The sequence below is a fragment of the Shimia gijangensis genome, from assembly GCF_900142085.1.
Taxonomy (GTDB): domain Bacteria; phylum Pseudomonadota; class Alphaproteobacteria; order Rhodobacterales; family Rhodobacteraceae; genus Shimia; species Shimia gijangensis.
In genome coordinates, this window is the sequence record NZ_FQZQ01000017.1 from 1 (window position 1) to 26,391 (window position 26,391).

The 26,391-nt window shown below is 55.6% G+C and carries 26 protein-coding genes; 13 read left to right on the plus strand and 13 right to left on the minus strand.

Annotated elements, in window-relative coordinates; genetic code table 11:
* Positions 1–78: 78 nt before the first annotated feature.
* From BUC32_RS14300 to BUC32_RS14310, 3 genes are all read right to left on the minus strand, one after another.
* Positions 79–630, minus strand: a complete 552-nt coding sequence (locus BUC32_RS14300) for an alpha/beta hydrolase family protein (RefSeq protein ID WP_073254212.1) — start codon at positions 628–630, stop codon at positions 79–81.
* A 69-nt stretch (positions 631–699) separates the two neighbouring features.
* A complete protein-coding gene (locus BUC32_RS14305) occupies positions 700–2,100 on the minus strand; it encodes a helix-turn-helix domain-containing protein (RefSeq protein WP_073254215.1) in 1,401 nt (466 codons plus the stop codon).
* A 107-nt stretch (positions 2,101–2,207) separates the two neighbouring features.
* Complete coding sequence (locus BUC32_RS14310; RefSeq protein ID WP_073254218.1) at positions 2,208–3,422, minus strand: multidrug effflux MFS transporter; 1,215 nt, start codon at positions 3,420–3,422, stop codon at positions 2,208–2,210.
* Between the two features lie 185 nt (positions 3,423–3,607).
* Between BUC32_RS14310 and BUC32_RS14315 the strand changes: the two genes are divergently transcribed.
* From BUC32_RS14315 to BUC32_RS14340, 7 genes are all read left to right on the plus strand, one after another.
* Entirely contained in the window at positions 3,608–5,140 is a 1,533-nt protein-coding gene (locus BUC32_RS14315; protein ID WP_073254221.1) for an acyl-CoA carboxylase subunit beta, read from the plus strand.
* A gap of 66 nt (positions 5,141–5,206) precedes the next feature.
* The gene (locus tag BUC32_RS14320; protein ID WP_073254224.1) at positions 5,207–5,578 is read left to right on the plus strand and encodes a hypothetical protein; all 372 of its coding nucleotides are present in this window, start codon (positions 5,207–5,209) and stop codon (positions 5,576–5,578) included.
* The gene (locus tag BUC32_RS14325; protein ID WP_073254227.1) at positions 5,571–5,978 is read left to right on the plus strand and encodes a DUF6497 family protein; all 408 of its coding nucleotides are present in this window, start codon (positions 5,571–5,573) and stop codon (positions 5,976–5,978) included. The genes BUC32_RS14320 and BUC32_RS14325 overlap by 8 nt, the downstream gene beginning before the upstream one ends.
* 214 nt (positions 5,979–6,192) lie before the next feature.
* Positions 6,193–6,339, plus strand: coding sequence for a hypothetical protein (locus BUC32_RS20675; RefSeq protein WP_175556944.1), 147 nt, complete (start codon positions 6,193–6,195; stop codon positions 6,337–6,339).
* 75 nt (positions 6,340–6,414) lie between these two features.
* A complete protein-coding gene (locus BUC32_RS14330; protein WP_073254460.1) occupies positions 6,415–6,771 on the plus strand; it encodes a hypothetical protein in 357 nt (118 codons plus the stop codon).
* 343 nt (positions 6,772–7,114) lie between these two features.
* A complete protein-coding gene (locus BUC32_RS14335) occupies positions 7,115–7,324 on the plus strand; it encodes a hypothetical protein (RefSeq protein WP_073254229.1) in 210 nt (69 codons plus the stop codon).
* Positions 7,325–7,458: 134 nt separating this feature from the next.
* A complete protein-coding gene (locus BUC32_RS14340; protein WP_073254232.1) occupies positions 7,459–9,504 on the plus strand; it encodes an acetyl-CoA carboxylase biotin carboxylase subunit in 2,046 nt (681 codons plus the stop codon).
* 75 nt (positions 9,505–9,579) lie between these two features.
* On the opposite strand, the gene BUC32_RS14345 is transcribed toward BUC32_RS14340, so the two are convergent.
* Positions 9,580–10,029 (minus strand): DUF4174 domain-containing protein, encoded by a 450-nt coding sequence (locus BUC32_RS14345; RefSeq protein ID WP_073254235.1) that lies wholly within the window; start codon positions 10,027–10,029, stop codon positions 9,580–9,582.
* A gap of 104 nt (positions 10,030–10,133) precedes the next feature.
* On the opposite strand from BUC32_RS14345, the gene scpA reads away from it, so the two are divergent.
* The gene (scpA, locus tag BUC32_RS14350) at positions 10,134–12,260 is read left to right on the plus strand and encodes a methylmalonyl-CoA mutase (protein WP_073254238.1); all 2,127 of its coding nucleotides are present in this window, start codon (positions 10,134–10,136) and stop codon (positions 12,258–12,260) included.
* Positions 12,261–12,368: 108 nt separating this feature from the next.
* Here the strand turns inward: scpA and BUC32_RS14355 are convergent, their stop codons facing one another.
* Genes BUC32_RS14355 through BUC32_RS14380 form a run of 6 tightly spaced genes read right to left on the minus strand, consistent with a single transcriptional unit; the run spans position 12,369 to position 18,284 of the window.
* Positions 12,369–12,752, minus strand: a complete 384-nt coding sequence (locus BUC32_RS14355; RefSeq protein ID WP_073254463.1) for a Na+/H+ antiporter subunit G — start codon at positions 12,750–12,752, stop codon at positions 12,369–12,371.
* Positions 12,753–12,760: 8 nt separating this feature from the next.
* The gene (locus tag BUC32_RS14360; RefSeq protein WP_073254241.1) at positions 12,761–13,030 is read right to left on the minus strand and encodes a K+/H+ antiporter subunit F; all 270 of its coding nucleotides are present in this window, start codon (positions 13,028–13,030) and stop codon (positions 12,761–12,763) included.
* A complete protein-coding gene (locus tag BUC32_RS14365) occupies positions 13,027–13,524 on the minus strand; it encodes a Na+/H+ antiporter subunit E (protein WP_073254244.1) in 498 nt (165 codons plus the stop codon). Before BUC32_RS14365 ends, BUC32_RS14360 begins: the two co-directional genes overlap by 4 nt.
* A complete protein-coding gene (locus BUC32_RS14370) occupies positions 13,521–15,065 on the minus strand; it encodes a monovalent cation/H+ antiporter subunit D (RefSeq protein WP_073254247.1) in 1,545 nt (514 codons plus the stop codon). The genes BUC32_RS14365 and BUC32_RS14370 overlap by 4 nt, the downstream gene beginning before the upstream one ends.
* Positions 15,062–15,412, minus strand: a complete 351-nt coding sequence (locus tag BUC32_RS14375) for a Na+/H+ antiporter subunit C (RefSeq protein WP_073254250.1) — start codon at positions 15,410–15,412, stop codon at positions 15,062–15,064. Before BUC32_RS14375 ends, BUC32_RS14370 begins: the two co-directional genes overlap by 4 nt.
* Before the next feature lies 1 nt (position 15,413).
* Entirely contained in the window at positions 15,414–18,284 is a 2,871-nt protein-coding gene (locus BUC32_RS14380; protein ID WP_073254253.1) for a monovalent cation/H+ antiporter subunit A, read from the minus strand.
* 324 nt (positions 18,285–18,608) lie between these two features.
* Between BUC32_RS14380 and BUC32_RS14385 the strand changes: the two genes are divergently transcribed.
* The 5 genes from BUC32_RS14385 to BUC32_RS14405 are packed head-to-tail and all read left to right on the plus strand — an operon-like array spanning position 18,609 to position 21,852.
* Positions 18,609–19,214 carry a VOC family protein gene (locus BUC32_RS14385; RefSeq protein WP_073254256.1) on the plus strand — a complete coding sequence of 202 codons (606 nt, stop codon included), beginning with the start codon at positions 18,609–18,611 and terminating at the stop codon, positions 19,212–19,214.
* Positions 19,211–19,690, plus strand: a complete 480-nt coding sequence (locus tag BUC32_RS14390; protein WP_073254259.1) for a GNAT family N-acetyltransferase — start codon at positions 19,211–19,213, stop codon at positions 19,688–19,690. The genes BUC32_RS14385 and BUC32_RS14390 overlap by 4 nt, the downstream gene beginning before the upstream one ends.
* A 42-nt stretch (positions 19,691–19,732) precedes the next feature.
* Positions 19,733–20,413, plus strand: a complete 681-nt coding sequence (locus tag BUC32_RS14395; RefSeq protein ID WP_073254262.1) for a molecular chaperone DjiA — start codon at positions 19,733–19,735, stop codon at positions 20,411–20,413.
* Positions 20,413–21,438, plus strand: a complete 1,026-nt coding sequence (locus tag BUC32_RS14400) for an endonuclease/exonuclease/phosphatase family protein (RefSeq protein WP_073254265.1) — start codon at positions 20,413–20,415, stop codon at positions 21,436–21,438. The genes BUC32_RS14395 and BUC32_RS14400 overlap by 1 nt, the downstream gene beginning before the upstream one ends.
* 36 nt (positions 21,439–21,474) lie before the next feature.
* Entirely contained in the window at positions 21,475–21,852 is a 378-nt protein-coding gene (locus tag BUC32_RS14405; RefSeq protein WP_073254268.1) for a hypothetical protein, read from the plus strand.
* 5 nt (positions 21,853–21,857) lie between these two features.
* On the opposite strand, the gene BUC32_RS14410 is transcribed toward BUC32_RS14405, so the two are convergent.
* The 3 genes from BUC32_RS14410 to BUC32_RS14420 form a co-directional block, all read right to left on the minus strand.
* The gene (locus BUC32_RS14410; protein ID WP_073254271.1) at positions 21,858–23,399 is read right to left on the minus strand and encodes a Ppx/GppA family phosphatase; all 1,542 of its coding nucleotides are present in this window, start codon (positions 23,397–23,399) and stop codon (positions 21,858–21,860) included.
* Positions 23,400–23,451: 52 nt separating this feature from the next.
* Positions 23,452–25,626: an RNA degradosome polyphosphate kinase gene (locus tag BUC32_RS14415; RefSeq protein ID WP_073254274.1), complete on the minus strand. Its 2,175-nt coding sequence runs from the start codon at positions 25,624–25,626 to the stop codon at positions 23,452–23,454.
* A 95-nt stretch (positions 25,627–25,721) separates the two neighbouring features.
* Positions 25,722–26,390: an HdaA/DnaA family protein gene (locus tag BUC32_RS14420; protein ID WP_073254276.1), complete on the minus strand. Its 669-nt coding sequence runs from the start codon at positions 26,388–26,390 to the stop codon at positions 25,722–25,724.
* Between the last annotated feature and the right edge of the window lies 1 nt (position 26,391).

Below are 26,391 nucleotides of genomic sequence, written 5' to 3' on the forward strand. Positions count from 1 at the left end.
AGCGCTGCTGACATAAAACATCCTCCCAATCAGGATGAATCACAAATCAAACCAAATGGGAATCCCATGATTCAGCTTTCAAGCTCGCCGCTTTAGAACAGTGGCTGCGGGCGGACCAAAGGCCTTGTCTGGGTGCATGGCCGGGGTGTTGAGCAAGGCAATTGTGACTGCAGCTCCAAGGCTTTCGCCATAAAGAACAACCTGCCTTGAGGTCAGATCCGGAAAATGCTGAAACATCGCATGGTAGGTTGTTTCCACGTCCCAAATGAGCGCCGCCTCAGAGGGGCTTCCACTACTGCCCGACGATCCACGATAGGCGGGCGCAAACAGGCCATATCCGCGCGAAATAAATCTATCGAACCGGCCGGCTCGCGCCGCCAGATTGCCCGCGTTGCCATGTAGATAAAAGATCACCGGTTTACCGGCTTTGGGCTTGGCGACCCATGCAATCAGGGTTTCGTTATCATTTTCAAACTGAATCTGGTCAACGCGCTCAAGGCCCGCGTCATGTGGTGATGCCTCTGTGCTGTCAAATGGATAGATCACCCAACGCTCAGCCAGGTTGCCCAGCACCACAGTGCCAAATGCCAGTACACCCAAAATCACTGTTAACCGAAACAGAAACCGCATCTTCACTTTTTCCAAAATACGCCCGCTGGAGGCATCCGACGGTGCAAAGAAATCTCCAAAAATGCGGAATTAGCCCACTTCATATGGCAGTACCCCGCGCTGGTTTTCATCAATGTTCAGACGTCGTTCCAAAGGCGGCACTGAACGCTGGTGACAATGGGTGCGTTCACAAATTCGGCAGGATATCCCAATCGGCTCAAAGGCTTCCGTGGTCGAGATGTCCATGTGATCCGCATAGATAAGCGCGTCCGCATGACGAATTTCGCACCCCAAAGCAATGGCGTAGCGGCGCACCGGTGCACCATAATGCCCCCCGGTTTTGGAGACGTCCCGCGCCAGAGAGAAATATCGCACACCATCCGGCGTCTCGGCCAATTGGCGCAGAAAACGACCCGGTGTCTCAAACGCCTGATGCACGTTCCATAAGGGGCAGGCGCCCCCAAAACGGGCAAATTGCAACCGGGTGGCAGAATGGCGTTTGGTTATGGTGCCTGCCTGATCGACCCGCACGAAAAAGAACGGAATGCCTTTGGCGCCCGGGCGCTGCATGGTCGACAATCGGTGCGCCACTTGCTCGATGGAGGCGCCGAAACGATTGGCCAGCACCTCCAGATCATGGCGGGTGTCGCGCGCCGCCTGCAAAAACTTGCCATAGGGCATCATAGCTGCTCCGGCAAAATAGTTGGCCAATCCGATTTTGGCGATCGCGCGGGCGGCGTCGGTCTGGAACCGGGCCAGATCCAGCGTGGCTTCTAACAGCTTGTCCGCTTGCAAAAGCGCGACCTGCAGCAACATCTGAAAGGTCTGGGTTTCGCTGACGGCACGGCTGGAAAGATACAAGGTTCGCGTTTCTGGATCATAGTGGCGCAAGGGGTCTTTGTCGGCAAATTCAACGGAAATGCCCTTCGCGCTAAGGGCGCGGATGGTTGCGGGGCGAATGCCGCCTTCGGCAACAGCCCGGTTGGCAAAGTTTTCGGCGGCGTGATCGACTGCATCAATGTAGTTGTCGCAATAGTGAAAGAAATCGCGCACTTCATCCCAGGGGCTGGGCTGCATTTGGACGTCTTCGCGCCCCAAGGCTTCGTCCAGCGAGGCCAGTCGCTCATGGGTCTGACGATAGGCCCGGTGCAGTTCCAAAAATGCCCGTGCCAAGGCAGGTGCATTGGAAGCCGTGAGGCGCAAATCAGCCAGAGGTGCGGTGTTTTCAGCCAGCACCGGATCGGCCATCGCCTCGCGCATATCACTGACCAGCCGTTCGCTGTCACCTGTACTCAGTTCGGTGACATCCAGCCCGAATTCCTGTGCCAGCGCCAGAACCACAGTGGTTGACACCGGACGGTTGTTGTTTTCCATCTGATTGAGATAGGGCAGGGACACGCCCAGTTTTTGGGCGAATTCCTTTTGGGTCAACTCAAGCCGCGTACGGATTTCACGCAGCTTGGCGCCAGCATAGAGTTTTTGAGTGGCCATATGTCTCTCACGGGTTTGCTGCTGCAAACATAGCTTTGCAAACTCATGCCGTCACCCCTAATCAGGCGTCGTACTATGCCGGTGTGACTGTGCCGCGCCAAAGGCAATCACATCGACAGCTTGTTTTCGCGGCGTACCACCAGGCCAATCGCCACGATGCCTAAGACGGAAGTAATGAACATGATCCACAGCAGCGGCATCGCCCCGCTATCGACCGTGAGCATGGCGCCAGCCAGCATAGACAACGCCGCCCCGCCGCCAATCATTATGGACCCGGACAATCCAGATGCGGTTCCGGCCAGATGCGGGCGCACGGACAAGGCGCCTGCCGTTGCGTTCGGAATGGTCATTCCATTGCCCAGTCCCACAAGGGTCATGAGGCCAAAAAAGCTTTCGGCACTGCCGATGCCAAACAAGAAAAAGGCCATGGAAATGCCAACGCCAATCGCATTGATGATGCAGCCCCAGGCGACCATTCGATTAACACCGATGCGGGCCGACAAGGCGCCCGACAGAAAGTTACCTGCAAAATACCCGATCGACGGGGTCGCAAAATAGATGCCGAGCTTGGCAGGATCCATATGAAACAGCTCTGTGCCAATGAACGGAGCTCCGCCCAGATAGGCAAAAAAGGCACCCGATGAAAATGCGGAAGCCAGAGTGTACCCCCAAAACCGAGGACTACGCAGAAGCTCTGGGTACTCGCGAAATTGCTGGCCCATCGTGAGCCCGCTTTTATGTCCGGTTTCACCTAGGTCTGCCCAGCAAAGGGCGTAAATCAAAACTCCGAGGCCCAAAAGCATCCAGAAGTTAGCCTGCCAGCCGTAAAACTCGTCCAGAACACCCCCGATTGCGGGGCCAATCATCGGCACAATCGTCATACCCATTGTGACATAGCCGATCATCGACGCGGCCTGATCTTGCGGAACAATATCACGCACAATCGCGCGGCTTAGCACCATCGCTACGACCACTGCAGCCTGCGCCATCCGAAACGCCAAAAACACCTCGGCATTTGGGGCAAGCAAACAGCCCAGCGTCGCCAATAAAAACAGCGCCAATCCCCAAAGGATCACCGGGCGGCGGCCCAGCTTGTCGGAAATAGGGCCGACAAAAAGCTGCAGAACTGCGTTGACGCCCAGGTAAATGCCGACCGAAAGCTGGAGAATGCGGTAGTCGGTTTCAAAGTAGACAGACATACCGGGCAGTGACGGCAGAAAGATATTCATGCTCAGCGCCGACAGCCCCGCCAGCAGGATCAACGTGGAAATATGAGGCGGACTCGTGCGATCCAGGTATCGGATTGATGATTTTGGCTGCATTAGAAATCGTTACGCCGAAGTTTCAAAGATGTCTATGGCCTGCTTGAGGCAATTTGAGCGCCAAACTTTGCAATATTGCATTTTGCTCAATGGCACTCATTTGAAGTTTGCAAATTTGCGCAATTCTGCTTTGCAGCGCGACCTTCACACCCTATTGTCGCACCAAATTCAAGGGGAACCCGATTATGAAAGATATCCTGCAGGAACTGGAAGATCGCCGCAGCGTAGCCCGTCTGGGTGGTGGACAGCGTCGAATCGACAGTCAGCACAAGCGCGGCAAACTGACTGCGCGTGAACGTATCGAACTTTTGCTCGATGAAGACTCGTTTGAAGAGTTCGACATGTTCAAGGCGCATCGCTGCACCGATTTTGGCATGGAAGCCGACAAGCCCGCAGGCGACGGTGTTGTAACTGGCTGGGGCACAATCAACGGCCGTATGGTCTATGTGTTTTCTCAGGACTTCACGGTTTTTGGCGGCTCGCTCTCAGAAACCCACGCCGAAAAGATCTGTAAAATTCAGGATATGGCTGTTCAGAACGGCGCGCCTATCATCGGTATCAACGATTCCGGTGGTGCGCGTATTCAGGAAGGCGTGGCCTCGCTTGCCGGATATGCCGAAGTGTTCCAGCGTAACATCATGGCCTCGGGTGTGGTGCCGCAGATTTCCCTCATCATGGGTCCATGCGCCGGTGGTGCGGTGTACTCACCTGCGATGACGGACTTTATCTTCATGGTCAAAGAAACGTCCTACATGTTCGTGACTGGCCCTGACGTGGTGAAAACCGTCACCAACGAAGTGGTCACCGCCGAGGAACTGGGTGGTGCATCCACTCACACCAAAAAATCTTCTGTCGCAGATGGGGCATTTGAAAATGACGTCGAAGCACTCGCCGAAGTGCGCCGTCTGGTCGACTTCCTGCCGCTCAACAATCGTGAAAAACCGCCCGTGCGTCCGTTCTTTGATGAACCAAACCGGCTTGAGGCTTCGTTGGACACGCTGATCCCGGCCAACCCCAACACGCCATATGACATGAAAGAGCTGATCACCAAGATCGCGGACGAAGGCGATTTCTTTGAAATTCAGGAAGATTACGCCAAGAACATCATCACCGGTTACATCCGTATGGAAGGCCAGACCGTGGGCGTTGTCGCCAACCAGCCAATGGTGCTGGCGGGCTGTCTGGATATCGACTCGTCGCGCAAAGCGGCGCGTTTTGTGCGCTTCTGTGACTGTTTTGAAATTCCTATCCTCACCTTGGTTGATGTTCCGGGCTTCTTGCCGGGCACAAGCCAGGAATATGGCGGCGTGATCAAACACGGCGCGAAACTGCTGTTCGCTTACGGCGAAGCCACAGTGCCAAAAGTCACAGTGATTACCCGCAAAGCTTACGGCGGTGCCTATGACGTGATGGCGTCCAAACACCTGCGCGGCGACTTTAACTATGCCTGGCCCACTGCCGAGATTGCTGTGATGGGCGCCAAGGGTGCGACCGAGATTATTCACCGCGCCGATCTGGGTGATCCTGAGAAAATTGCAGCCCACACCAAGGATTACGAAGACCGTTTCGCCAATCCGTTTGTGGCCGCTGAAAAGGGCTTTATTGACGAGGTGATCCAACCCCGCGGCACCCGCAAACGTGTGGCACGGGCCTTTGCGAGCTTGCGCAATAAGAAGCTCGAAAACCCGTGGAAAAAGCACGACAACATTCCGTTGTGAGGTGCTGGGCGGGGCAATGCCCCGCCTGAAAAACCTGTTTCGTACATTCAACCCAAAGGGAGTCGCATGACCCGCAACCGCTGGCATATCATTCGTGAGGACAATTGCCTCACCGTGACACGGGCCTTGCCTGTGCGCTTTGATGTGGTGGCGGAAACCGTGGTGCCGGATGGGTCGCGCCGCAGGCTTGCGCAGCAGGTCCGTCAGGACCTTTGGCGTCGCTTGCAGGACGTGCGAGGGTTCCAGCCCGCGGTGCAGGTGACACGCGAAGCGGGGGGCTGTCGGATCACAGCAGGAGGCCGCATCGCAGGCCATTTCCCTAAGGCGCGCATTGAATCCGAGATTGCCGATCTGTTGGCGAGCCCAAAGCATCGTGATCGCTGGAGTGCTCAGGCGGCACACAGGACCCATGCAAGAGGAGATCTCGCGCATGGGTAAATGGCTGACAGTTTTCACCGCGTTAGGTGGGGCCTATGCGGGGCCGGCCACAGCCGGAGACCTGAAGGAGGTTCTGACTGTGCCCTCGGGCTACGAATTCCATCTACAGGAAATGCTGTTTGAGACCCGTCAGGACAACAGCGAAGTTGCCCGTTTTCGCTATGTGATGCCGATCATAGGGCAAGAGGGCGTGACCTTTGATGATGTCGAGTTTGATTTTCTGTTTCTGTGCGAAGTTGAGGCCCTCAGATCACTGGAAAAACAGTCCAAAACCGTCGATCAGGTGATCATATCACTCTCGGACCGTGAAACCGAATTCGGAGCCACGACCTCGGTTGCGACCCAGTTTTTTGAGGCCTATAGCGTCAAAGACGGGTCCTGTATCTGGGAGGGTTTCTGATGTTACCACTATATCTTGCGCTTGGTCGCAATCCCCGGGTCCAAAATGCGACTTTCCGGTCACAACGCATTAGCTTGGGCCGCTATCTGTATATTTTTACATCTGAATCCAGTATCCTCGCCCTCGGTTACCTACGTGTGGCCGTGTTAACTATTGTGGGGCAGGCAGGGCAAACTAGCCCTGTTCCAACAGAAAAAAAGAACTGGAGTAAGACATGTCGAACAGTATCAAAACTCTGCTGGCCATTGGTCTGGTTGCGGTTGTCGCAGCCTGTGCAGATACAGCACCCGTCGAAGAGTATGTCGTGGTTGATCCCGCACCAATCTCAGAAGAGCCAGTGTACACCGGCAAATACAAATAATTCCGCCCTAACGGGCCGGCGGGCCGCAATGTGGCCCGCCATTCACCGCAGCCTTCAACCATGGGAGGGCGCGGCATGCTAAAGCACCGTGGTTTCCCCGGACGCCTTCCGGGTACTGATTTTCAATTTGTTATTCGCCGCCCCAATCCCAAAGGGGTCACACCGCTGACCAAGCGCGAGCGTTTTCGTGACCGCAGACCCGCGGACAAGCGCGCTGATGCGGGCTTTATGCAGGCGCTGTGGGAGCAATTCGGCAATGAGCCGTTCGAGCGCGGCAATCTGGATGCGGGGCGCCTGAGCTGGCTGTTTGGCCGCGAAGTGATCCCGGCGACCGACCCGTTTGACCCTGCCAGCTATGACGCAATGCTGGTGATTGATGTGGCCGTCGCGCAGGCGTCTTTCCCGGATGTTTTTGATGGAGATTGGGCGTGATGTTGCCGAACCTGTCATCAAATGCGCAAAAAGCGGCTCAAATGGCTGGGGCAACCCCCAAGGGCGTTGCAACGCGATCCCTGTCTTCCGATAGTCGACCTATGGTTTGCGGGCACACCAGGGCTTGCACCTGTAACAGTATTTTCCGTTACCCTTCCCCTTATGGGTGGTCCGATAGTGTCCCTGTCGGATCACCTATTTTTTGTTTTCATTCAAACGTTTACGGGCAGACTCGGCAAGCACTTGCCGAATCCGGCCCATCACTTCAAAAGAGCTTTTCCCCCGAGTTCAAACGCGCCATCTGTGCTCCTGAGGCAGACAACTTTTGGAGAGGCAGAAAAACATGCGCAAACTCACGGCAACACTTCTTTGTACAGGTGCCCTCGCGGCGCTGGTCGCCTGTGGCGAAACCACGAGCGAACAGGCGCTCATCGGCGCGGGTGCAGGCGCGGCAACTGCCGCTGTTCTTAGCGGCAGCCTTCTTACCGGCGCGCTTGTCGGGGGGGCAGGCAACGTCATTTACTGCAAAGAAAACCCCGGCAAATGTAACTAACCCGAATTTCTCGGCCGCAACCCTGCGGTCTGAAACCCACACAAGAGCCATTGGTGCCACGACGGCGCCAGTGGCTCTTTTCGTATCCACCGCCCGCGGACTGCCTGCGGGACAAGAACCAGAAGGGACATGAAATGTTCGACAAGATCCTGATTGCCAACCGGGGCGAAATCGCCTGCCGCGTGATCAAGACGGCCCGTAAGATGGGCGTCAAGACTGTGGCCATCTACTCAGACGCAGACAAACAGGCACTGCACGTACAGATGGCGGATGAGGCGGTTCACATCGGACCACCCCCGGCGAACCAGTCCTACATTGTCATCGACAAGGTGATGGATGCAATCCGCCAGACCGGTGCGCAGGCTGTTCATCCCGGTTATGGGTTCTTGTCGGAGAACTCAAAATTCGCCGAAGCACTGGCCGCCGAAGGTGTGGCGTTTGTGGGTCCTCCAGTGGGTGCGATTGAGAAAATGGGTGACAAGATCACCTCGAAAAAGATTGCCCAGGACGCCAATGTGTCGACTGTGCCCGGTTACATGGGGCTGATCGAAGACGCCGACGAGGCTGTGAAGATCTCGAACGAGGTTGGTTATCCGGTGATGATCAAAGCCTCTGCTGGTGGTGGTGGCAAAGGCATGCGAATTGCCTGGAATGACGATGAAGCGCGCGAAGGCTTCCAATCCTCCAAGAACGAAGCCGCAAACTCGTTTGGCGATGACCGTATTTTCATCGAAAAATTCATCACCCAGCCGCGCCACATCGAAATTCAGGTGCTGTGCGACAGCCACGGCAACGGTATTTATCTGGGCGAGCGCGAATGCTCGATCCAGCGTCGCCAGCAAAAAGTGGTCGAAGAAGCGCCATCGCCCTTCCTTGATGAAGCCACCCGCAAAGCCATGGGCGAACAAGCCGTCGCCTTGGCCCAAGCCGTGGATTACGCCAGCGCCGGGACGGTGGAATTCATCGTTGATGGTGACAAGAACTTCTACTTCCTTGAAATGAACACCCGCCTGCAGGTAGAGCACCCGGTGACCGAGCTGATCACTGGTGTGGACCTTGTCGAACAGATGATCCGTGTTGCCAACGGCGAAGCACTGAGCATCTCTCAGGATGACGTGCAGCTGAATGGTTGGGCGATCGAAAATCGCTTGTATGCCGAAGATCCCTATCGCGGCTTCCTGCCATCTATTGGCCGTCTGACACGCTATCGCCCACCTGCGGAAACCGCAGCAGGCCCGTTGTTGGACAACGACAAATGGCAAGGCGATGCGCCTTCGGGCAAACTGGCCGTGCGCAATGATACCGGCGTCTATGAAGGCGGCGAGATCAGCATGTATTATGACCCTATGATTGCCAAGCTGTGCACATGGGCTCCAACCCGTGATCAGGCGATCGAGGCCATGCGCAACGCGCTGGACGGTTTTGAGGTCGAGGGCATTGGCCACAACCTGCCGTTCTTGTCTGCCGTGATGGACCATCCGATCTTTATGTCTGGCGACATGACCACTGCCTTTATTGAAGAACAGTATCCGGATGGCTTCCAAGGCGTTGAACTGCCCGAGGAAACCCTGCGCCGTGTGGCCGCTGCAGCCGCCGCTATGCACCGTGTCGCTGAAATCCGCCGCACCCGTGTGTCGGGCCGTATGGACAACCACGAGCGCCGCGTGGGCAAGAACTGGGTTGTGTCGATGCAAGGTCAGGATTTTGCCGTGAAGGTAAAAGCCGACAAGAAAGGCTCGACCATCAAGTTTGACGATGGCAGTAAACTGCGGGTGACCTCTGACTGGACACCGGGCGATCAGCTGGCCACACTTAAGGTCGGTGGCGAGCCGCTGGTGCTAAAAGTTGGAAAAATTCCGGGTGGCTTCCGTCTGCGCAGCCGCGGTGCCGATTTGAAATGCCACGTGCGTACCGCCCGCCAGGCTGAGCTGGCCAAACTGATGCCAGAAAAGGTCGCTCCGGATACATCCAAACTGCTCTTGTGCCCAATGCCGGGTCTGATTGTGAAGGTCGACGTCGAAGTGGGTGATGAAGTTCAGGAAGGCCAGGCGCTTTGCACGGTTGAAGCCATGAAAATGGAAAACATCCTACGCGCAGAGAAAACCACCGTGGTCACCAAGATAAATGCCGCGCCGGGCGACAGCCTTGCCGTGGACGATGTCATCATGGAGTTCGAATAAGGTCATGACAGAACACGCGCATAAAATGTGGGTTTTTCTGGGGGACCATCCCCCGGTGAACCGCTTGCGCGTGACTTATCGGATGGGATCGGCCCGCCTGTCGCGTTCTTCTTGCTGGCGCAGGGGCAGCTTGTCGATGGACCGGGTGATTTCACGCACGTTCCAAGGCGAGGGTTTGCGCAGATATACGGTGCCGTCCTTGCCGATCAGCACCATCATGAACCCACGCGGGCGCAGGGCCTCGCGCAATGTACTGTCTGCGGAGGGGTCACTGTCCAGCAACACCACAACATCGCGGGTCTCAAGCTGGTCCGGCCCTTTCTCCAGCAGGGCAACCTGCTGTTGGAAACGCGGATCATTGGGATTGTCCGCAAACACCACAATGGGGCGCTTGACCCAAAGGTATTCGTCCAGCGTGGCGGATGTACCGTCCACGAACAACGGATCATCCACCGTCTCGGCGGTTTCAGCCGCAACAGCTGTGGTTCCCAGAAATGCAATCAAAACAAATGCCAAGCGGCGCATGGGCGAAGTCTCCTGTCAGACCCAATATAGGTCCCTGCAGCGCGATTAACAGAGATAACCGGACCTGATGCGCAAGCAATCGATCCGAAGACGAGGAATAGAAGATGACCAATAAAGACGACTGGTCCAAGCTGGCCGAAAAAGAACTGCGTGGCCGTCCGCTGGATGATCTGACATGGGACACGCTGGAAGGTATTCCGGTCAAACCACTTTATACGGCGGAAGACACGGCAGATCTTGATCACATGGGCGGAATGCCCGGTTTCGGTCCGTTCACTCGGGGCGTCAAGGCGACGATGTATGCGGGGCGCCCGTGGACCATCCGTCAATATGCCGGGTTCTCGACTGCCGAAGAGTCGAACGCGTTCTATCGCCGCAATCTGGCTGCCGGTCAGCAAGGTGTGTCAGTGGCCTTCGATCTGGCCACCCACCGTGGTTATGACAGCGACCACCCCCGCGTGGTGGGTGATGTCGGCAAGGCTGGTGTGGCGATCGACTCGGTTGAGGATATGAAAATCCTGTTTGATGGCATTCCGCTCGACAAAGTGTCAGTTTCGATGACCATGAACGGCGCTGTGGTGCCGATTTTGGCGAGCTTCATTGTAGCAGGCGAAGAACAGGGACATGACAAGGCGCTGCTGGCAGGCACAATTCAGAACGATATTCTGAAAGAGTTCATGGTGCGCAACACTTACATTTACCCGCCTGAACCTTCGATGAAGATCATCTCGGATATTATTGAGTACACCTCGAACGAGATGCCGAAATTCAACTCAATCTCGATCTCGGGCTACCACATGCAAGAGGCCGGTGCGAACCTCGTGCAGGAACTGGCCTACACGCTGGCTGATGGGCGCGAGTATGTGCGCGCGGCGATGAATGCGGGCATGGATGTCGACAAATTCGCCGGCCGCCTGTCGTTCTTCTTTGCTATCGGCATGAACTTCTTCATGGAAGCGGCCAAACTGCGTGCAGCACGCACGCTCTGGCACCGCATCATGACCGAGTTCGGCGCCAAATCCGAACGCTCCAAGATGTTGCGGACCCACTGCCAGACATCCGGTGTGAGCTTGCAGGAACAAGACCCCTATAACAACGTGATCCGTACCGCCTATGAGGCGATGTCGGCCGTTTTGGGTGGCACGCAGTCCCTGCACACCAACGCGCTGGACGAAGCCATCGCGCTGCCCACGGACTTCTCGGCCCGGATCGCGCGCAACACACAATTGGTCTTGCAGGAAGAAACCGGCGTGACCAATGTGGTCGATCCCTTGGCAGGGTCGTATTACGTCGAAAGCCTCACAGACGACCTGATCAACAAGGCATGGGCCCTGATGGAAGAGGTCGAGGAAATGGGCGGCATGACCAAGGCCGTGGCCTCTGGCATGCCGAAACTGCGCATCGAAGAAAGTGCGGCCACCCGTCAGGCGATGATCGACAAAGGCGACGAAGTGATCGTTGGCGTTAACAAATACCGCAAAGAAAAAGAAGACGTGATCGACATCCTTGATGTGGACAACGTCGCGGTTCGCGAAAGTCAGGTGGCGCGTCTGGAAAGCATCCGGGCCAGCCGCGATGAAAGCGTGTGCACCGCAGCGCTTGAAGAACTGACCCGCGTCGCTCAAACCAGCGGTAATTTGCTTGCCGCCGCAGTCGAAGCTGCACGCGCTCGGGCAACTGTTGGAGAAATCAGCATGGCTATGGAAAAAGAGTTCGGTCGTCACCGCGCCGAAGTGAAAACACTGGCCGGCGTTTATGGCGCCGCTTACGAAGGCGATGAAGGCTTTGCCGCGATCCAGAAATCGGTTGAAGACTTTGCCGAGATCGAAGGTCGCCGCCCCCGCATGCTGGTGGTCAAGATGGGGCAGGACGGTCACGACCGTGGCGCCAAAGTGATCGCAACGGCCTTTGCCGACATTGGTTTTGATGTCGACGTTGGGCCTTTGTTCCAAACCCCGGATGAGGCGGCCCAGGATGCGGTCGACAACGATGTGCACGTCATCGGTATTTCGTCTCAAGCGGCGGGCCACAAGACATTAGCACCGCAGTTGATCGAAGCACTGAAAGGCAAAGACGCCGAAGACATTCTGGTGATTTGCGGCGGGGTAATTCCGCAGCAGGACTATGAATTCCTGCAAAAGGCGGGCGTCAAAGCGATCTTTGGGCCGGGAACCAACATTCCTGAGGCGGCACAGGATATCTTGCGTCTGATCCGCGAAACGCGGACCTAATAGGACAGGCCGGGGATTTTACCCCCGGACCCCAAAGTGTTTTTGCAAGAAAGAAGCTAAAAACGCGGCCCGGTTAAAGGGGCCGTGTTTTTTTCATGCCAAGAAAAACTAAGACGTTTCATTTTCCGGGAGATCTTCGGGATCGCATTGCAATGTTGCCCAACCATGGTCGCCACCCGGATCAGGCAGATCTTCTGGGGTTTCATGGCGGTGAATATGGGCCTTTGCAATAAAGTGGGCCGTGATCGGCGCGGTCAGAAGAAGAAACAGTGTGATCAGCAACTCATGCAAAGACAGTTTACCTTCGATCAGGATGGAATGCAGCATGGAGGCAATGAGAACACCGCCCACACCCAGCGTTGTCGCCTTGGTTGGTGCATGAAGCCGCGACATCGGGTCACCCAGTTTGATCAGGCCGAAAGAGCCGACAATGCCAAAGATTCCGCTGATGACGAGAAAGACAACAATCAGGATTTCGTAAACTTGTTCCATCTGCATCCTCACTCAATAATATTGCCGCGCAGCATAAAGCGGGCATAGGCAACAGTGGACACAAACCCGAGCATCGAGATGATCAGGGCGCTTTCAAAGATGATTTCGGTGCTGTATTGCATCCCATACAAAACGATCAGCGCGATGACGTTGATGACCATCGTGTCCAATGCAAGAACGCGGTCGCCGACCCCTTCGGCTCTTAGGATTTTCCACAAATTCATGAACAGCGAGGCTGTGAAACAGCCAAATGTGAACTGGATGGCGATATCGATCATTCGAAAATCTCCTTCAGGCGGCCTTCATACCGGGTTTTGATGTCTTCGCAGACGGCGTCTGGATCAGGTGCATGCAGGCAGTGCACCAAAAGCGCGTGACCTTCACTGGACACATCACTTGAGACCGTGCCCGGGGTCAGGGTGATGGTTCCGGCCAGAACCGTGATTGCCTCGGGCGATTTCAATTCGAGTGGTACAGAAATCCAAGCGGCCTTTAGGTTTTCGTTTTTGTGGAACAGGACCAGTTTCGCCACCACCACATTCGCAACAACGATGTCATACAGCACCACAAGGATGTACTCGACAATCTTTAGTGGATGGCGAATGCGCGGCATATTTGGCCAGTAGGGGCGGGTGATGAACGGAATGACGATGCCCAAAAAACCACCAAACAGCAGAGAGTTGATCGAGAACCTGTTGACCAGAAGCAACCAAACAATTGTCAGCAACAGGCTGAGCAAAGGGTGCGGGAAAATTCGGCGTATCAGTTTCATTTCACTGTACTCCCCAAGACCGCTTCGATGTAGCGGGCTGTATCAAACAACTGTGCCGCCGTGGCCTCGGCATAGCGCATGGCCGGGTCTGCAAAGATGGTCAGTGCCACCAAGCCAGCAAGTAATCCAAAACACGCGACAAACGGCAATGCCGCGATTGGCGACGCAGTGGCGGCCTGATCAATCGCGTCGTCCTCGCCCGAGGTGCCATCAGGTTCTTCGGGCTCCAGGGTTTTCCAGAAAATTATCCCACCTGCACGCGCGAACCCCATGATCGCAACCAGCGAGGTCACAAGAATAACGGCCCAGATCAAAGTTTGCTGTGGCAACCCATATGAGGCCTGCAGAACCATCAGTTTACCAAGGAAACCTGATAAGGGCGGCATCCCGGCCATGGCAATGGCCCCCGCAAAGAACAACGCCGAGATCAGGCCGCTTTGGGGCATGCGCTGGGCGGGTTGAAGCGCGCCACCACGACGTTCAATCACCATGTCCGCAATCAGGAACATCATTGCAGTCGCTAAAGTGGAATGCACGATGTAGTAAACCGCAGCCCCGGTCGACAAAGGCGTAAAGAGGGCGATCGCAACCAGCAGAGTTCCCATAGAACCGATGGCCGCAAAAGCCACCATGCGGGCAATATCGCGGGCACCGAGAACGCCAATCATTCCAACCGTGAGTGTCAAAAGGGATGCGGGCAGCAGCCACTCTGCGACAAGGCCAGCGCTGACAGGTTCGTTGGGGCCAAAGACCAGCGTGTACATCCGCAAGATGGCATAGGCACCGACCTTGGTCATGATCGCAAAGAGGGCCGCCACAGGAGCTGGGGCAAAGGCGTAGCTGCCCGGTAGCCAGAAATGCAATGGCAACACGGCGGCCTTGATCGAAAAGACCAGCAACAACAGGATCGCGCCCACCCGGATCAGGGCGGTGTCTTCGGCGGAAAGTGCTGCAACCCGCTCGGCAAGGTCTGCCATGTTCAATGTGCCAGTCACCGCATAGATCGTACCTAGCGCAAACAGGAACAAAGTTGATCCCAATAGATTGTAGACCACATATTGAACGCCAGCGCGCAGTCGTTCGGCACCGCCACCATGGATCATCAGCCCGTAAGAGGCGATCAACAGCACCTCAAAGAACACAAAGAGGTTAAACGCGTCACCGGTTAAAAACGCACCGGCCACGCCCATCAGCTGAAACTGGAACAAGGCATGGAAATGGTACCCGCGTTTGTCCCAATCGGATCCGATGGCATAGAGCACCACCGCCAAAGCCAGAAGGGATGTCAAAAGAACCATTAAGGCTGATAGTCGGTCCAGCACCAGAACAATGCCAAATGGGGCTGGCCAATCGCCCAGTTCGTAAACCTGAATGTCACCAGACACAGCCTGACCTGTCAAAGCAAAAGCCACGCCGACCAACGCAAGCGTTCCTGCGACGGAAAAAATGCGCTGGAGATCAAGGTGATGGCGAATGACCATCAGGATAAATGGCGCAATAAACGCCGGCATGACGATCGGAAGGATAATCAGGTGACTCATTGTGCCTCTCCTGACTCTGGCGTGTCCTTCATATCGATCTCATCTTCATCCGATGACAGGAATGCCCCAAGGGCGATCATCACAACAAGGGCCGTCATGCCAAAGGAAATCACAATCGCCGTAAGAACCAGCGCCTGAGGCAACGGGTCCGTGTAGCTGGTGTGCCCGTGTTTGATAAGTATCGGTGGCAGGTGTTGCACCAAACGTCCCGTCGAGAACAAAAAGATGTTCACGGCATAAGACAACAACGAGATCCCAAGGATCACAGGAAACGTGCGTCTGCGCAGTACGAGGTACACGCCGCAAGTGGTCAGAACGGCGATGGCGCTGGCTACAAGAATTTCCATATCAGACCTCCGCCTTTTCAGTATTGTCCAAGGGTGGGTCATCCCTCTCTGGGTTGATGTCCATTGGGTGTTCCGGTTCGATACCGGGCTGCCATGCATACCGGGCGAGGCTTTCCAGTGCCAAAAGAACCGCGCCGGAAACCGCCAGGAAAACACCAAGGTCAAATAACGCGGCTGTGGCCAGTTCGAATTTATCCAGACCAGGCAGATAGACATACCCAAAGGCGCTGGTCAGGAAGGGCAGATCGTTGAACCATGCCCCCATACCTGTGGCGGCTGCGATAAGAACGCCGCTGCCGATCACACCATGATACGGAAAGGTTTGGCGGGCCGCAGTCCATGCAAACCCCGACGCCATGTATTGCATCACAAATGCAATCGCGACGACGAGCCCTGCGATAAAGCCCCCCCCCGGAAGATTGTGCCCACGAAAGAAGATATACACACCCACCATCAAGGCGATCGGCATCATCACGCGCGTGACGACAACCATCATCAACGGGTGCGCGTCTCCGGCTCTTTGCCTGTCGGGTTTACGGTTCAAAAGCTTGGCGCGCACATTTGAGGCTAGGATCGCTTCGGTCAGCGCGAAAATCACCACTGCGGCAATACCCAGAACGATGATCTCTCCAAAGGTATCAAATCCACGAAAATCGACCAGAATAACGTTCACAACATTGGTACCACCGCCGCCCTTATACGAGTTGGCAAGGTGAAACTCGGAAATGGAGGGTTGCGAAAATGTGCCTCGCAGAATGGCATAGGCCAATCCGCCAACCCCCAGACCCGCCGTGCCTGCAATCACGAGGTCTCTGGCACGTCTTTGCAGGGTGCTTGCGACAGGGGTGGTTTTGGGCATGAAGTTCAATGCGAGCAACAGCAAGATGATGGTCACCACTTCGACCGATATCTGCGTCAGTGCCAAATCCGGCGCTGAGAAATAGTTGAACAACAGCGACACCATCAGGCCTGTAACACCAATGACCACCAACGCCAGCAGGCGGTTGCGGTGGAACACGACGACACAGCTGGCCGAGACCACCAGACAAACCCATCCGACGACGGCCAATGCGTCAATGTCGGTCATGGCGGATTGCGCGGCTGGCAAAGTGCCGGTGAAATAGGCGTAGAGCCCCATGACAAGCGTAAAGACTGTGAAAATCGCAGCATACCGGGTCAGCGCGCCATCATGCAGCGTGGCGGTAATGCGATCGGACAGACGGCTCACGACCCCAACACCCGCGTCAAAAATGGTCTTGGCCTCTGGGCGCGGCGCAGCATTCCACAACCGCTCTAGGGCTTTGTGCTGCCACAGCAGGAACAGACCCGCGACCGTGGCAAAGGCTGACATGTAAAGGGCAGGGGTGAAGCCGTGCCAGATTTTGAGAGAGTAATACGGGAGTTTCGCATCCCCTATCACCGCCTGCGACGCAATCGCCACAAGTGGCCCCACGATGACACTCGAAAACAGGCCGATCAGAACCACGAGGCTGACCAGCAAGGCTGGCGGCAACCAAAGACCGGGGCCAGGATCATGGGGATGTGCCGGATAATCGGATCGTTCAGGGCCAAGAAAGGTGTGGGCAATCAGGCGGAAAGAATAGGCCGCCGAAAACGACGCGCCAATCACCACAAGGGCCGGAAGGATGTAATGCGAATGCCACCAAACCGTATGGGCCGCTTCTTCGAGCATCATTTCCTTGGACAAAAACCCATTCAATGGCGGAATGCCCGCCATCGACAGGCTGGCAAGTGCGGCCATGGCAAAAGTCACAGGCATCAGTTTGCGCAAGCCCCCCAACCGTTTGATATCGCGTGTACCGGTCTCGTGATCGATGATCCCGGCCGTCATAAACAGGGCGGCTTTGAATGTGGCGTGGTTGATAATGTGGAACACGGCGGTGACAGCGGCAATCTTGGTGCCAAACCCCAAGAGCATTGTGATCAGACCAAGGTGGCTGACAGTCGAGAACGCCAAAAGCGCCTTAAGATCATCCTTGAACAGCGCGATCTTGGCCCCCAAAACCATTGTCACAAGGCCCGTTGTCGCAACGATATAGAACCACGCTTCGGTGCCCGCCAACACTGGCCAAAGACGCGCCATCAGGAACAGCCCAGCTTTGACCATCGTGGCCGAGTGCAAATAGGCCGAAACCGGGGTGGGGGCCGCCATCGCGTGCGGCAGCCAGAAATGGAACGGAAACTGCGCCGATTTAGCAAACGCACCAATCAGGATTAGGATCAGTGCCGCGAGATAATGAGGCGACGCCTGAATGACATCCTTTTGGGTGAGGATAACACTAAGGTCATAGCTCCCTGCGATTTGCCCAAGAATGAGCAACCCAGCAATCATCGCAAGCCCGCCCATACCCGTGACGGTCAGCGCCATACGTGCACCTTGGCGTCCTTCCGGCAGGTGTTTCCAAAACCCGATCAACAGGAACGATGACAGGGATGTAAGCTCCCAAAAGACGAGTAAAAGCAGTATGTTGTCTGAGAGAACGATGCCAACCATCGCCCCCTGAAACATGAGCAGATACGCATAGAACTGCCCCATAGGATCCTGACGCGACAGATAAAACCGCGCATAGACGATGATCAGCAGCCCAATCCCCAAGATGAGACCCGCAAACAGCAAACCCAGCCCATCAAGGAAAAAGTTTGCATTGAGGCCCAGTCCCGGCACCCATTCAATCCGCGTGTGAACAACCTGCCCCGAGAAAACCTCGGGTGCGTGGGTTAACAACCCAACCAATGCCAACAGAGTGGTCAATCCCGCAGACCAAGCCGCAGCATTGCGCCCCGCACGGATAAGCAAAGGTGGAAGGAATGCGCCCAGAAACGGCAACAGTGCAATTAGGATTAAGGACACTGGAGATACCTCTTCGATCTACAAGTGGAAAACGCCGAATTTTCGATCTGAGAGAAGTCTTCGGGTATATAAGTGCGAATATAGCTCATACTGTGCATCGTTAATTGAAATTATCCTTCGTAGCCAGTGTCAAGGCATGCGCATCGACTAATCCACAATGTGGGCTGACTTAAGGGAAGATTCTCGTGTTGAACTGCATCGTTTTGCCCAAGGGTCGCAAATTGAATTGGCGCTCGGGCCGTCTTGTGGTTTTGTTTTTTGAAACTCATGCTGTAAGAACGCTTTTTGGCGTTGGTTCGGCAATACCTAATTCTGGGGATTTTCATGTATTTGGATCATTTAGCGGTTGCTGGGGACACTCTGGAAGCGGCGGTCGCCCATGTAGAGGCCTCATTGGGTGTCAAAATGGGCGCTGTTGGCCGCCATACACATTTCGGAACGCACAATCGGCTGATTGGTCTTGAGGATGGCTTGTATCTTGAGGCCATTGCCATTGATCCGGATGCAGCCCCCTTGCCCTATGCGCGCTGGTTTGACCTTGATGAATTTTCCGGCGCCGCGCGACTGAACAACTGGATTTGTCATGTCGATGATCTGGGAACGGCCTTGCGTGATCTTCCCAAAGGGGCAGGGCAGCCCGTTGCCCTCACCCGGGGGGATTTGCGCTGGCTGATGGCAGTGCCTGACAATGGCAAACTGCCCTGTGACGGCGGATTTCCCGCATTGATCGAATGGCAAGTGCCGGAACCACCGGGAAAAAATCTGCCATCCTCGGGTCTTCGTATGACGTTGTTGGAGGTGGCCCATCCCGAAGCTGCATGGCTGCGAGAAACCTTGCCCATAAAAGACGCGCGTTTGGCGTTTGTGGAAGGGCCTTTTGCTTTGCGGGCCCATTTTGAAACACCAAATGGTACGCGGGTTTTGGAGTGATCATCCGGCCGGCCAAAGGTTCTGACGCCAGAGCCATTACCGCGATCTGGAATCAAGAGATCATTGAAGGCGTCAGCACGTTCAATTCCCAGGAAAAATCAGTGTCTTCCGTTTGCGACGCAATACTCAGCCGCCCAAATGCGTTCCTTGTGGCAGAAAGTGACGGGGTCGTCGCAGGGTTCGCAACCTATTCCCAGTTTCGGGCGGGCGTTGGCTATGCCCATTCGGTTGAACACACAGTTTATCTTGCGGCGGAATATCGTGGGCAAGGGGGGGGGCGTGCCCTGATGGCCGGGCTGGAAAAGGTGGCAAAAGAGGCTGGCGTTCATGTGGTAGTTGCCGGAATTGGGGGCGAAAACCTGTCTGGAATTGCGTTTCACAAGGCGCTTGGCTTTGTCGAAACCGGTCGAATGCCGCAAACAGGGCGCAAGTTTGATCGTTGGATGGACCTTGTGCTGATGCAGAAAATTCTGTGACGCAGCACTGGCAATCGCAGGCTTAGGACTTACAATACCACTATGTCGATCTGGACCCGAATAAGTGACGCTGTCTCGGCGCTGGCCAAAGGCGAAAGCCTGTCCAGCGTATTTGACCGCCTTAATTCCCCGCCGGAGCGGTCGGTGGCCTTTGCCATTGCCGTGGTCGCGCTTGGCGCCAAGATGGCCAAAGCCGATGGGCTGGTGACCCGTGATGAGGTCACTGCCTTTCGCGAGGTGTTTCAGATCGCCCGGGCGGACGAGGCAGGGGCTGCGCGTATCTTTAATCTGGCCCGCAAAGATGTCGCCGGGTTTGAAGAATATGCCTGGCGGATCAAGGGGTTGTTCGGGCAGGCAAGCGAAAGCTATAGCGACCTGATGGAAGGCCTGTTCCACATTGCCATGGCCGATGGTGAATATCACGAAAACGAAGATGTGTTTTTGATGCGGGTGGCTGAAATCTTTGGCATGTCTGATCGCGATTTCCGTGCGTTACGGGCGCGCTTTGTGCCGGATGCACACCATGACCCCTTTACCGTTTTGGGCGTCAGCCCGGACATGTCTTACGATGAGATTCGCAAAATCTGGCGAAAACTTGTGCGTGAAACCCATCCTGACAGCATGATGGCGCGCGGCGTACCCGAAGAAGCCATCAAACTGGCCGAAAAACGCATGATCGACATCAATCGCGCCTGGGACGAGATCAACGGATCGTCAACCTGATGCGCATTGCCACTTATAACGTTGAGTGGTTTTCCAATCTGTTTGATACAACCGACCATCTTTTGATGGATGACGGCTGGTCGGGGCGTCAGGACGTCACCCGTGCTCAGCAGATTGAGGCGTTGGGCATCGTGTTTACCGCCGTAGATGCGGACGCTTGGATGATCATCGAAGCCCCGGATCAAAACGGCAAGCATTCAACTGAAATGGCGCTGGAAAACTTTGCTGCTGCGTTTGAGCTACACGCCAGCAAAGCCTTGTTGGGTTTCGGCAATGACACCCAGCAAGAAATTGCGCTGCTTTATGACCCGAAAAAGTTGCGGGCGCGGCATGATCCCCAAGGGGTTGAGATCGGCCAAAAGGGTGCCGCGGATACCCCCCGATTTGATGGGGTGTTTCGCATAGATCTGGATGTGGATGCGACCCAGGATACTGTACGGTTTTCCAAACCGCCACTAGAGGTCGCGCTGACGACGGACAAAGGCAACGACCTGCGCCTGATCGGGGCGCATCTGAAATCAAAAGCGCCGCATGGGGCGCGGGGTCGCGATGCGGTGATGCGTCTTTCGATTGCAAATAGGCGCAAACAATTGGCGCAGGCGATCTGGCTGCGCCAGCGCGTGGAGCAACACCTTGACCAAGGCGATCCTCTTATTCTTCTGGGGGATCTCAATGATGGTCCTGGGCTGGATGAATACGAAAATCTGTTTGGTCGATCCTCGGTTGAAATTGTGATGGGAGAAGAGGGAGAGAACTGTTTGTTTGACCCCCATGCCCGGCAGGCGGCGAGGGCCCGGTTTGGCCCGCAAGCGACAACCTCCAGATTCTATTTGTCTAAGAAAAAGAAATATATACAGGCATTGTTGGACTACATCATGGTGTCGCCCGATCTGCGGTCGAAGAACCCGCAATGGCGTATCTGGCATCCCTTTGACGACCCAGATTGTTTTTCGATTCCCGAGTTGCGAGGCGCGCTTTTAACGGCCTCGGACCATTTTCCTGTTGTGCTGGATGTGGATGTCTAGGGTTTAAATACGCGCCGGATTTCCTATGTTAGGGTCATGAAACCTGTATCGATTGCCCCTCGTTTTGTTCTATGTCTTGCGTTGATCGCAAGCCCGGTTGTTGCTGAAGACTCTGAGGACGGCCTGAGCCTCATGGAAGAAGGCGCAATGCTGTTTTTGAGGGGATTGCAAAAGCAGGTTGAGCCAACATTGGAAGACCTCGGGGCTTTGGCCGAAGAGGTTGGACCGGCGCTGAAATCCTTTGCCGATGAGATGGGCCCCGCTTTGGGTGCGTTGTTGGACGAGGTTGAAGACTGGAGTGCCTATCACCCACCAGAAATTCTGGACAACGGGGATATCATCATCCGTCGCAAGCCTCCTGAGGCGGCGCCAGACGCGGCCCCGGAAGATGACAAAGAACAGATTGATCTTTAAAAAGTCTACTTTGCCAAACGTACGATTGGCATTGATTCCAACGCCTCGGCCAAGGATTGAAACCGCGCTTCTGCCACTTCGCCAAACAGCGGCGCCGCGGATTTTGGCAATGTCAGATGCAGCTCGCGTTTTTTGGGACGCCACTTTAACGTGCCCATCTCGGCAGAACTGTCCAACCACAGAATTGCGCCAAAGCGCAGGGCTTTGCCCAGAACTTCGGCTTGTTTTAACTGTTTTTCGTCCAAGAGTTCGTAAAGATCAGCAAACCGGGTGCCCTCTCGTTTGTTACGATAGCGATGCAGCAATGCCAGCCCAAGAAACACCCGCTCTGAATGGCGCAGGCCTCCCAGATTGGCGCGGGTTGCGTTGTCAAAACAGGTTTCCGCGCGATAATCGGGGTGCGCTCGCCAGCTGACATCATGCAGCAGGCAAGCCGCTCTGATGATGCGTTTGCGCTCATCCTTGGCGTTAGCAAACAGGGGCAGGATAAATTTGTACAACTCTTTGCCCAAACCGGGCAGGCGGGCATCCTTGGCTTCGGCAAAACGACAAGATTCAATCAACGGATCACGCCGTCGCAGCCTGTCTGGCATTTGCTCATACAACATGCCTTCGCGAATACCATAAGAACTGACGGCGATATCGTGCGGTTTGAACCGCCGAACCACGCCTTTCAGGACATCAATCGCATAAGGCACCAGCGACATTCGGCTGGAAGAAACACCGCAACGTTGTCGCAACGCTTCCAGATCATTGCTCTTGATGTACTTGGCCGTTGCGTTGATGGCTTTTGCGGTCATCCTGTATTCATGCAGAACATGTAGCGGATACCCGCGCCTTTCCATGTCGATGCGCGCAATCGCCCGCCACGAGCCCCCCACCAGAAACAGGCGATTTCGCTGGCTACCCATCTGTTCTTTGAGCTGATCCAGCGTCTCATTGATATAGGCGTTGCGGCCTTTTTTGCCGCCTTTGATATCTCGCAATTTGAGTGGGCCAAGCGCAGATGTGACCCGTTTACCGACGCGGTCTTTGTCAATCTCGGCCAACTCCATGGACGACCCGCCAATGTCGCAGACCAACCCATAAGAGCCGGGCCAGCCCAGCAGGACCCCCTGAGCAGACAGGCGCGCTTCTTCGGCGCCATCAATAACATGCACTTTCAGCCCCGTTTCGCGCAGGACCTCGGTGCAAAAATCGGCACCATCGTCGGCTTCGCGCACCGCAGCAGTGGCCACGGCCGTCAGGTCACTATGGCAAATCTGGCGGGCAATCTCCTGAAATCGGCGGATGGCCGACAAAGCCCGTTTGCGCCCCTCGGGGTTCAGTTTGCCTGTCTCAGACAGGCCCGCCCCCAACGCACACATGATCTTTTCGTTATAGAAATAGGCCGGGCTTCGGGCCGCGCCATCAAACACCACAAGCCGGACCGAGTTTGACCCAACGTCGACAACACCGACTCGCGACAAGGCGCGCGATGTGGCATCATCGAACAATGGCCGTCCAAACGGCCCCCACTCTTGTGCAGGTTCGTTGTTCCCGTCCATGATGCTCCCCGGTTCGGTTCCCGCTCCAATGTGCGACAGAGGGCGGGCGCGGTCAATCTTCGGTGTGGGTCAGTTTGGGCACATCCGACGCCCCGGCCGAGCCGCGCCCAGACAGGGAAGGGTTTTCCATAAAGAACCTGTGGCAATTGAACGCAAATTCACCTTCAGGGACAGCGCAACGGTCAAACTTGCCATCTGGCTTCATCACCCAGCTTTGCGCCACGTCCGCAAGGTTTGCGGCCATGATCTGGCTGACAATCTGGGCTTTGACGGTGGCGTTGGTCACCTCAATAAGGGTTTCGACCCGACGATTGAGGTTGCGGCCCATCCAGTCGGCCGACGAGATATAGACCCGTGCTTTCCTTGAGGGTAAGCCATGACCATTGCCAAAGCAGGCAATGCGAGAATGCTCCAGAAAGCGCCCCACAATAGACTTCACCCGGATGTTTTCCGAAAGACCTTTGACACCGGGGCGCAGCCCACAGATACCGCGAATGACCAGATCAATCTTCACGCCTGCCTGACTGGCTTCGTAAAGGGCGTCAATCACCTGCAGTTCGACCAGAGAGTTCATCTTTGCCCAAATCTGAGCAGGCTTGCCCGCCTTGGCGTGTTCCATCTCGTCTTTGATCCGCTGGATCAGCGTGGCTTTCAGCGAATGCGGAGAAATCGCAATGTTTTCCAACTTTTCAGGTTGCACATAGCCGGAGAGATAGTTGAACACTTTGGTGGCGTCGCGGCCCAGTGACGTGTCACAGGTGAAAAAACTAAGGTCAGTGTAAATCTTGGCCGTAATGGGATGATAGTTGCCGGTGCCGTAGTGGGTGTATGTGACCAGACGGTCATTCTCACGACGCACCACGGTCGAAATTTTTGCGTGAGTTTTCCATTCGGTAAACCCGTAGACCACATGCGCGCCCGCACGTTCCAATCGACGGGATTGGCGGATATTGGCAGCTTCGTCAAAGCGGGCTTTCAATTCAACCAGCGCGGTGACCGATTTGCCATCCTCAGCAGCCTCGCACAGCGCCTCAACAATGGGCGAGTCCTTGGAGGTTCGATAAAGCGTTTGTTTGATCGCCAGAACATTTGGATCAGCGGCGGCCTGTTTCAGGAACCGCACAACCATATCAAAGGTTTCATAAGGATGGTGCAGCAACATGTCCTTTTGTTTGATGGCGGCAAACATGTCTCCGTCGTGGTCTTGAACCCGTTCCGGCACACGCGGCGCAAATGACGGCCACAACAGGTCGGGACGTTCGTCCAAAACCAGCTCGCTCAGATCAGCGATGCCGATCATACCGTCCACTTCGACCACCTCGTCAGGGTCGACATGCAGTTCGCGCATGATTGTCGATCGTAGGACCTCAGGTGCGCCGGTCGAGATTTTCATCCGCACGACTTCGCCGCGACGACGGCGCTTCAGGGCCACTTCAAATTCGCGTACAAGATCTTCGGCTTCTTCTTCGACTTCCAGATCGCTGTCGCGCAGAACACGGAACGTGCAGTGCCCTTTGGCTTTGTAGCCGGGGAACAGGCTGTCCAGATGCAGCAAAAGCAGGTTTTCCAGTGGCAGGAAGCGATGGCAGCCAGGTTCAGACGGCAGGCGCACAAAGCGATCAATTTGATGCGGGATGGGCAGCAATGCCTTAAGCACGCGCTTGTCTTTGTTGCGCACCAGTTGCAGCGCCAGCGTGTAGCCAGTGTTGGGGATAAACGGAAACGGGTGGGCCGGATCGATGGCCAGTGGTGACAGGACCGGGAAGACCTGATTGAGAAACACGTCAGACAGAAATTCTGCGTCAGTCTCGTTGATGGCTTCATAGTCCAGAATGGTGATGTTCTGGCCTTCCATTTCGTGCCTGAGCAGCCGGAACATGCGTTGCTGGGATTGCAGCAAATCACGGGCGTCGTCATTGATCAGATCAAGCTGTTCGGTGGGCGACAAACCGTCCTGTGCAGGGGTCTGGTTGCCTTCGCGTTGCAGCTCTCGCAGGCCAGCAACCCGCACCGTATAAAACTCATCCAGATTGGTGGCCGAGATCGACAGAAACCGCAGTCGCTCCAGCAAAGGTACCCGTGGATTTTCAGCCTCTTCCAGCACCCGCCAGTTGAACCCAAGCCAGCTGAGCTCGCGATTGTAAAAACGGCCCGGTCCGGTCAGATCGATTCCAGGCAGGTCAACAGGAATTGGCAGGTCAGATTTTAAGAAATCAGCATGAGACATGAGGATACTCTGTCAGTCAAAGATGAAGGGTGTATGATGCGAAGTGCTAGTATCTGCCTGTTTTCGCAGGAAGTCCAGCCGACCAAATGTCACTGTTAGTCGCTTTCAATCACGCGTTTTGCCAAGGCTCGGGTGATCGGTCGTTGCTCACTGAGGGACAGCTGATCAAGCTGCTCAACCAGCTGTCGTGCTGCTTCAAACGAGCGATCCATTTGCTTGACCAGATAGGGGATCGTGTCGGGATGTGGTGCAAGCTGGCGATCGCTGAACAGTTTGGCCAATACGACGCTGAGCAACATATCGTCAGGTTGCTCAAGCGAGGCTACTGTGGTGCCCTGCATACGGCTGAGAAGGTCGGGCAGGGTGAGCCCCCAATGCCCGGGTTGGCCTTCGCCGGTAACCAAAAGCGTATGGCCTTCGGCAAGCACAAGGTTGTGCAGGTGGAACAATGCATTTTGGGCATCCGGGCTGTCGGCAATGGCGTGTGCATCCTCGACCGCGACGGACTCGCGCGCCAAATCTGGAATGTCAGACCCTTCCAGGTCTGTCGCTGCGATGATGCGGGCATCACTAAGAGCAGCCCAGACATGTACAAGATGGGTTTTCCCCGAACCAGAAGGTCCGGAAATAATCAGCTTGCCACCAGACCAGTTTGGCCAGCCTTCGACCAGCCCCAGCGCCATAGCGTTGGCAGGGCTGACAAAGAAATCGTCGCGCCCCAGTGCGGTGCGCACGGGTAAGGTCAGGTTCAGCTGTTTGGACATC

Coding starts and splice junctions, on each gene's coding strand:
- BUC32_RS14300 (WP_073254212.1), bottom strand. CDS start 630: ATGCGGTTTCTGTTTCGGTTAACAGTGATTTTGGGTGTACTGGCATTT.
- BUC32_RS14305 (WP_073254215.1), bottom strand. CDS start 2,100: ATGGCCACTCAAAAACTCTATGCTGGCGCCAAGCTGCGTGAAATCCGT.
- BUC32_RS14310 (WP_073254218.1), bottom strand. CDS start 3,422: ATGCAGCCAAAATCATCAATCCGATACCTGGATCGCACGAGTCCGCCT.
- BUC32_RS14315 (WP_073254221.1), top strand. CDS start 3,608: ATGAAAGATATCCTGCAGGAACTGGAAGATCGCCGCAGCGTAGCCCGT.
- BUC32_RS14320 (WP_073254224.1), top strand. CDS start 5,207: ATGACCCGCAACCGCTGGCATATCATTCGTGAGGACAATTGCCTCACC.
- BUC32_RS14325 (WP_073254227.1), top strand. CDS start 5,571: ATGGGTAAATGGCTGACAGTTTTCACCGCGTTAGGTGGGGCCTATGCG.
- BUC32_RS20675 (WP_175556944.1), top strand. CDS start 6,193: ATGTCGAACAGTATCAAAACTCTGCTGGCCATTGGTCTGGTTGCGGTT.
- BUC32_RS14330 (WP_073254460.1), top strand. CDS start 6,415: ATGCTAAAGCACCGTGGTTTCCCCGGACGCCTTCCGGGTACTGATTTT.
- BUC32_RS14335 (WP_073254229.1), top strand. CDS start 7,115: ATGCGCAAACTCACGGCAACACTTCTTTGTACAGGTGCCCTCGCGGCG.
- BUC32_RS14340 (WP_073254232.1), top strand. CDS start 7,459: ATGTTCGACAAGATCCTGATTGCCAACCGGGGCGAAATCGCCTGCCGC.
- BUC32_RS14345 (WP_073254235.1), bottom strand. CDS start 10,029: ATGCGCCGCTTGGCATTTGTTTTGATTGCATTTCTGGGAACCACAGCT.
- scpA (WP_073254238.1), top strand. CDS start 10,134: ATGACCAATAAAGACGACTGGTCCAAGCTGGCCGAAAAAGAACTGCGT.
- BUC32_RS14355 (WP_073254463.1), bottom strand. CDS start 12,752: ATGGAACAAGTTTACGAAATCCTGATTGTTGTCTTTCTCGTCATCAGC.
- BUC32_RS14360 (WP_073254241.1), bottom strand. CDS start 13,030: ATGATCGATATCGCCATCCAGTTCACATTTGGCTGTTTCACAGCCTCG.
- BUC32_RS14365 (WP_073254244.1), bottom strand. CDS start 13,524: ATGAAACTGATACGCCGAATTTTCCCGCACCCTTTGCTCAGCCTGTTG.
- BUC32_RS14370 (WP_073254247.1), bottom strand. CDS start 15,065: ATGAGTCACCTGATTATCCTTCCGATCGTCATGCCGGCGTTTATTGCG.
- BUC32_RS14375 (WP_073254250.1), bottom strand. CDS start 15,412: ATGGAAATTCTTGTAGCCAGCGCCATCGCCGTTCTGACCACTTGCGGC.
- BUC32_RS14385 (WP_073254256.1), top strand. CDS start 18,609: ATGTATTTGGATCATTTAGCGGTTGCTGGGGACACTCTGGAAGCGGCG.
- BUC32_RS14395 (WP_073254262.1), top strand. CDS start 19,733: ATGTCGATCTGGACCCGAATAAGTGACGCTGTCTCGGCGCTGGCCAAA.
- BUC32_RS14400 (WP_073254265.1), top strand. CDS start 20,413: ATGCGCATTGCCACTTATAACGTTGAGTGGTTTTCCAATCTGTTTGAT.
- BUC32_RS14405 (WP_073254268.1), top strand. CDS start 21,475: ATGAAACCTGTATCGATTGCCCCTCGTTTTGTTCTATGTCTTGCGTTG.
- BUC32_RS14410 (WP_073254271.1), bottom strand. CDS start 23,399: ATGGACGGGAACAACGAACCTGCACAAGAGTGGGGGCCGTTTGGACGG.
- BUC32_RS14415 (WP_073254274.1), bottom strand. CDS start 25,626: ATGTCTCATGCTGATTTCTTAAAATCTGACCTGCCAATTCCTGTTGAC.
- BUC32_RS14420 (WP_073254276.1), bottom strand. CDS start 26,390: ATGTCCAAACAGCTGAACCTGACCTTACCCGTGCGCACCGCACTGGGG.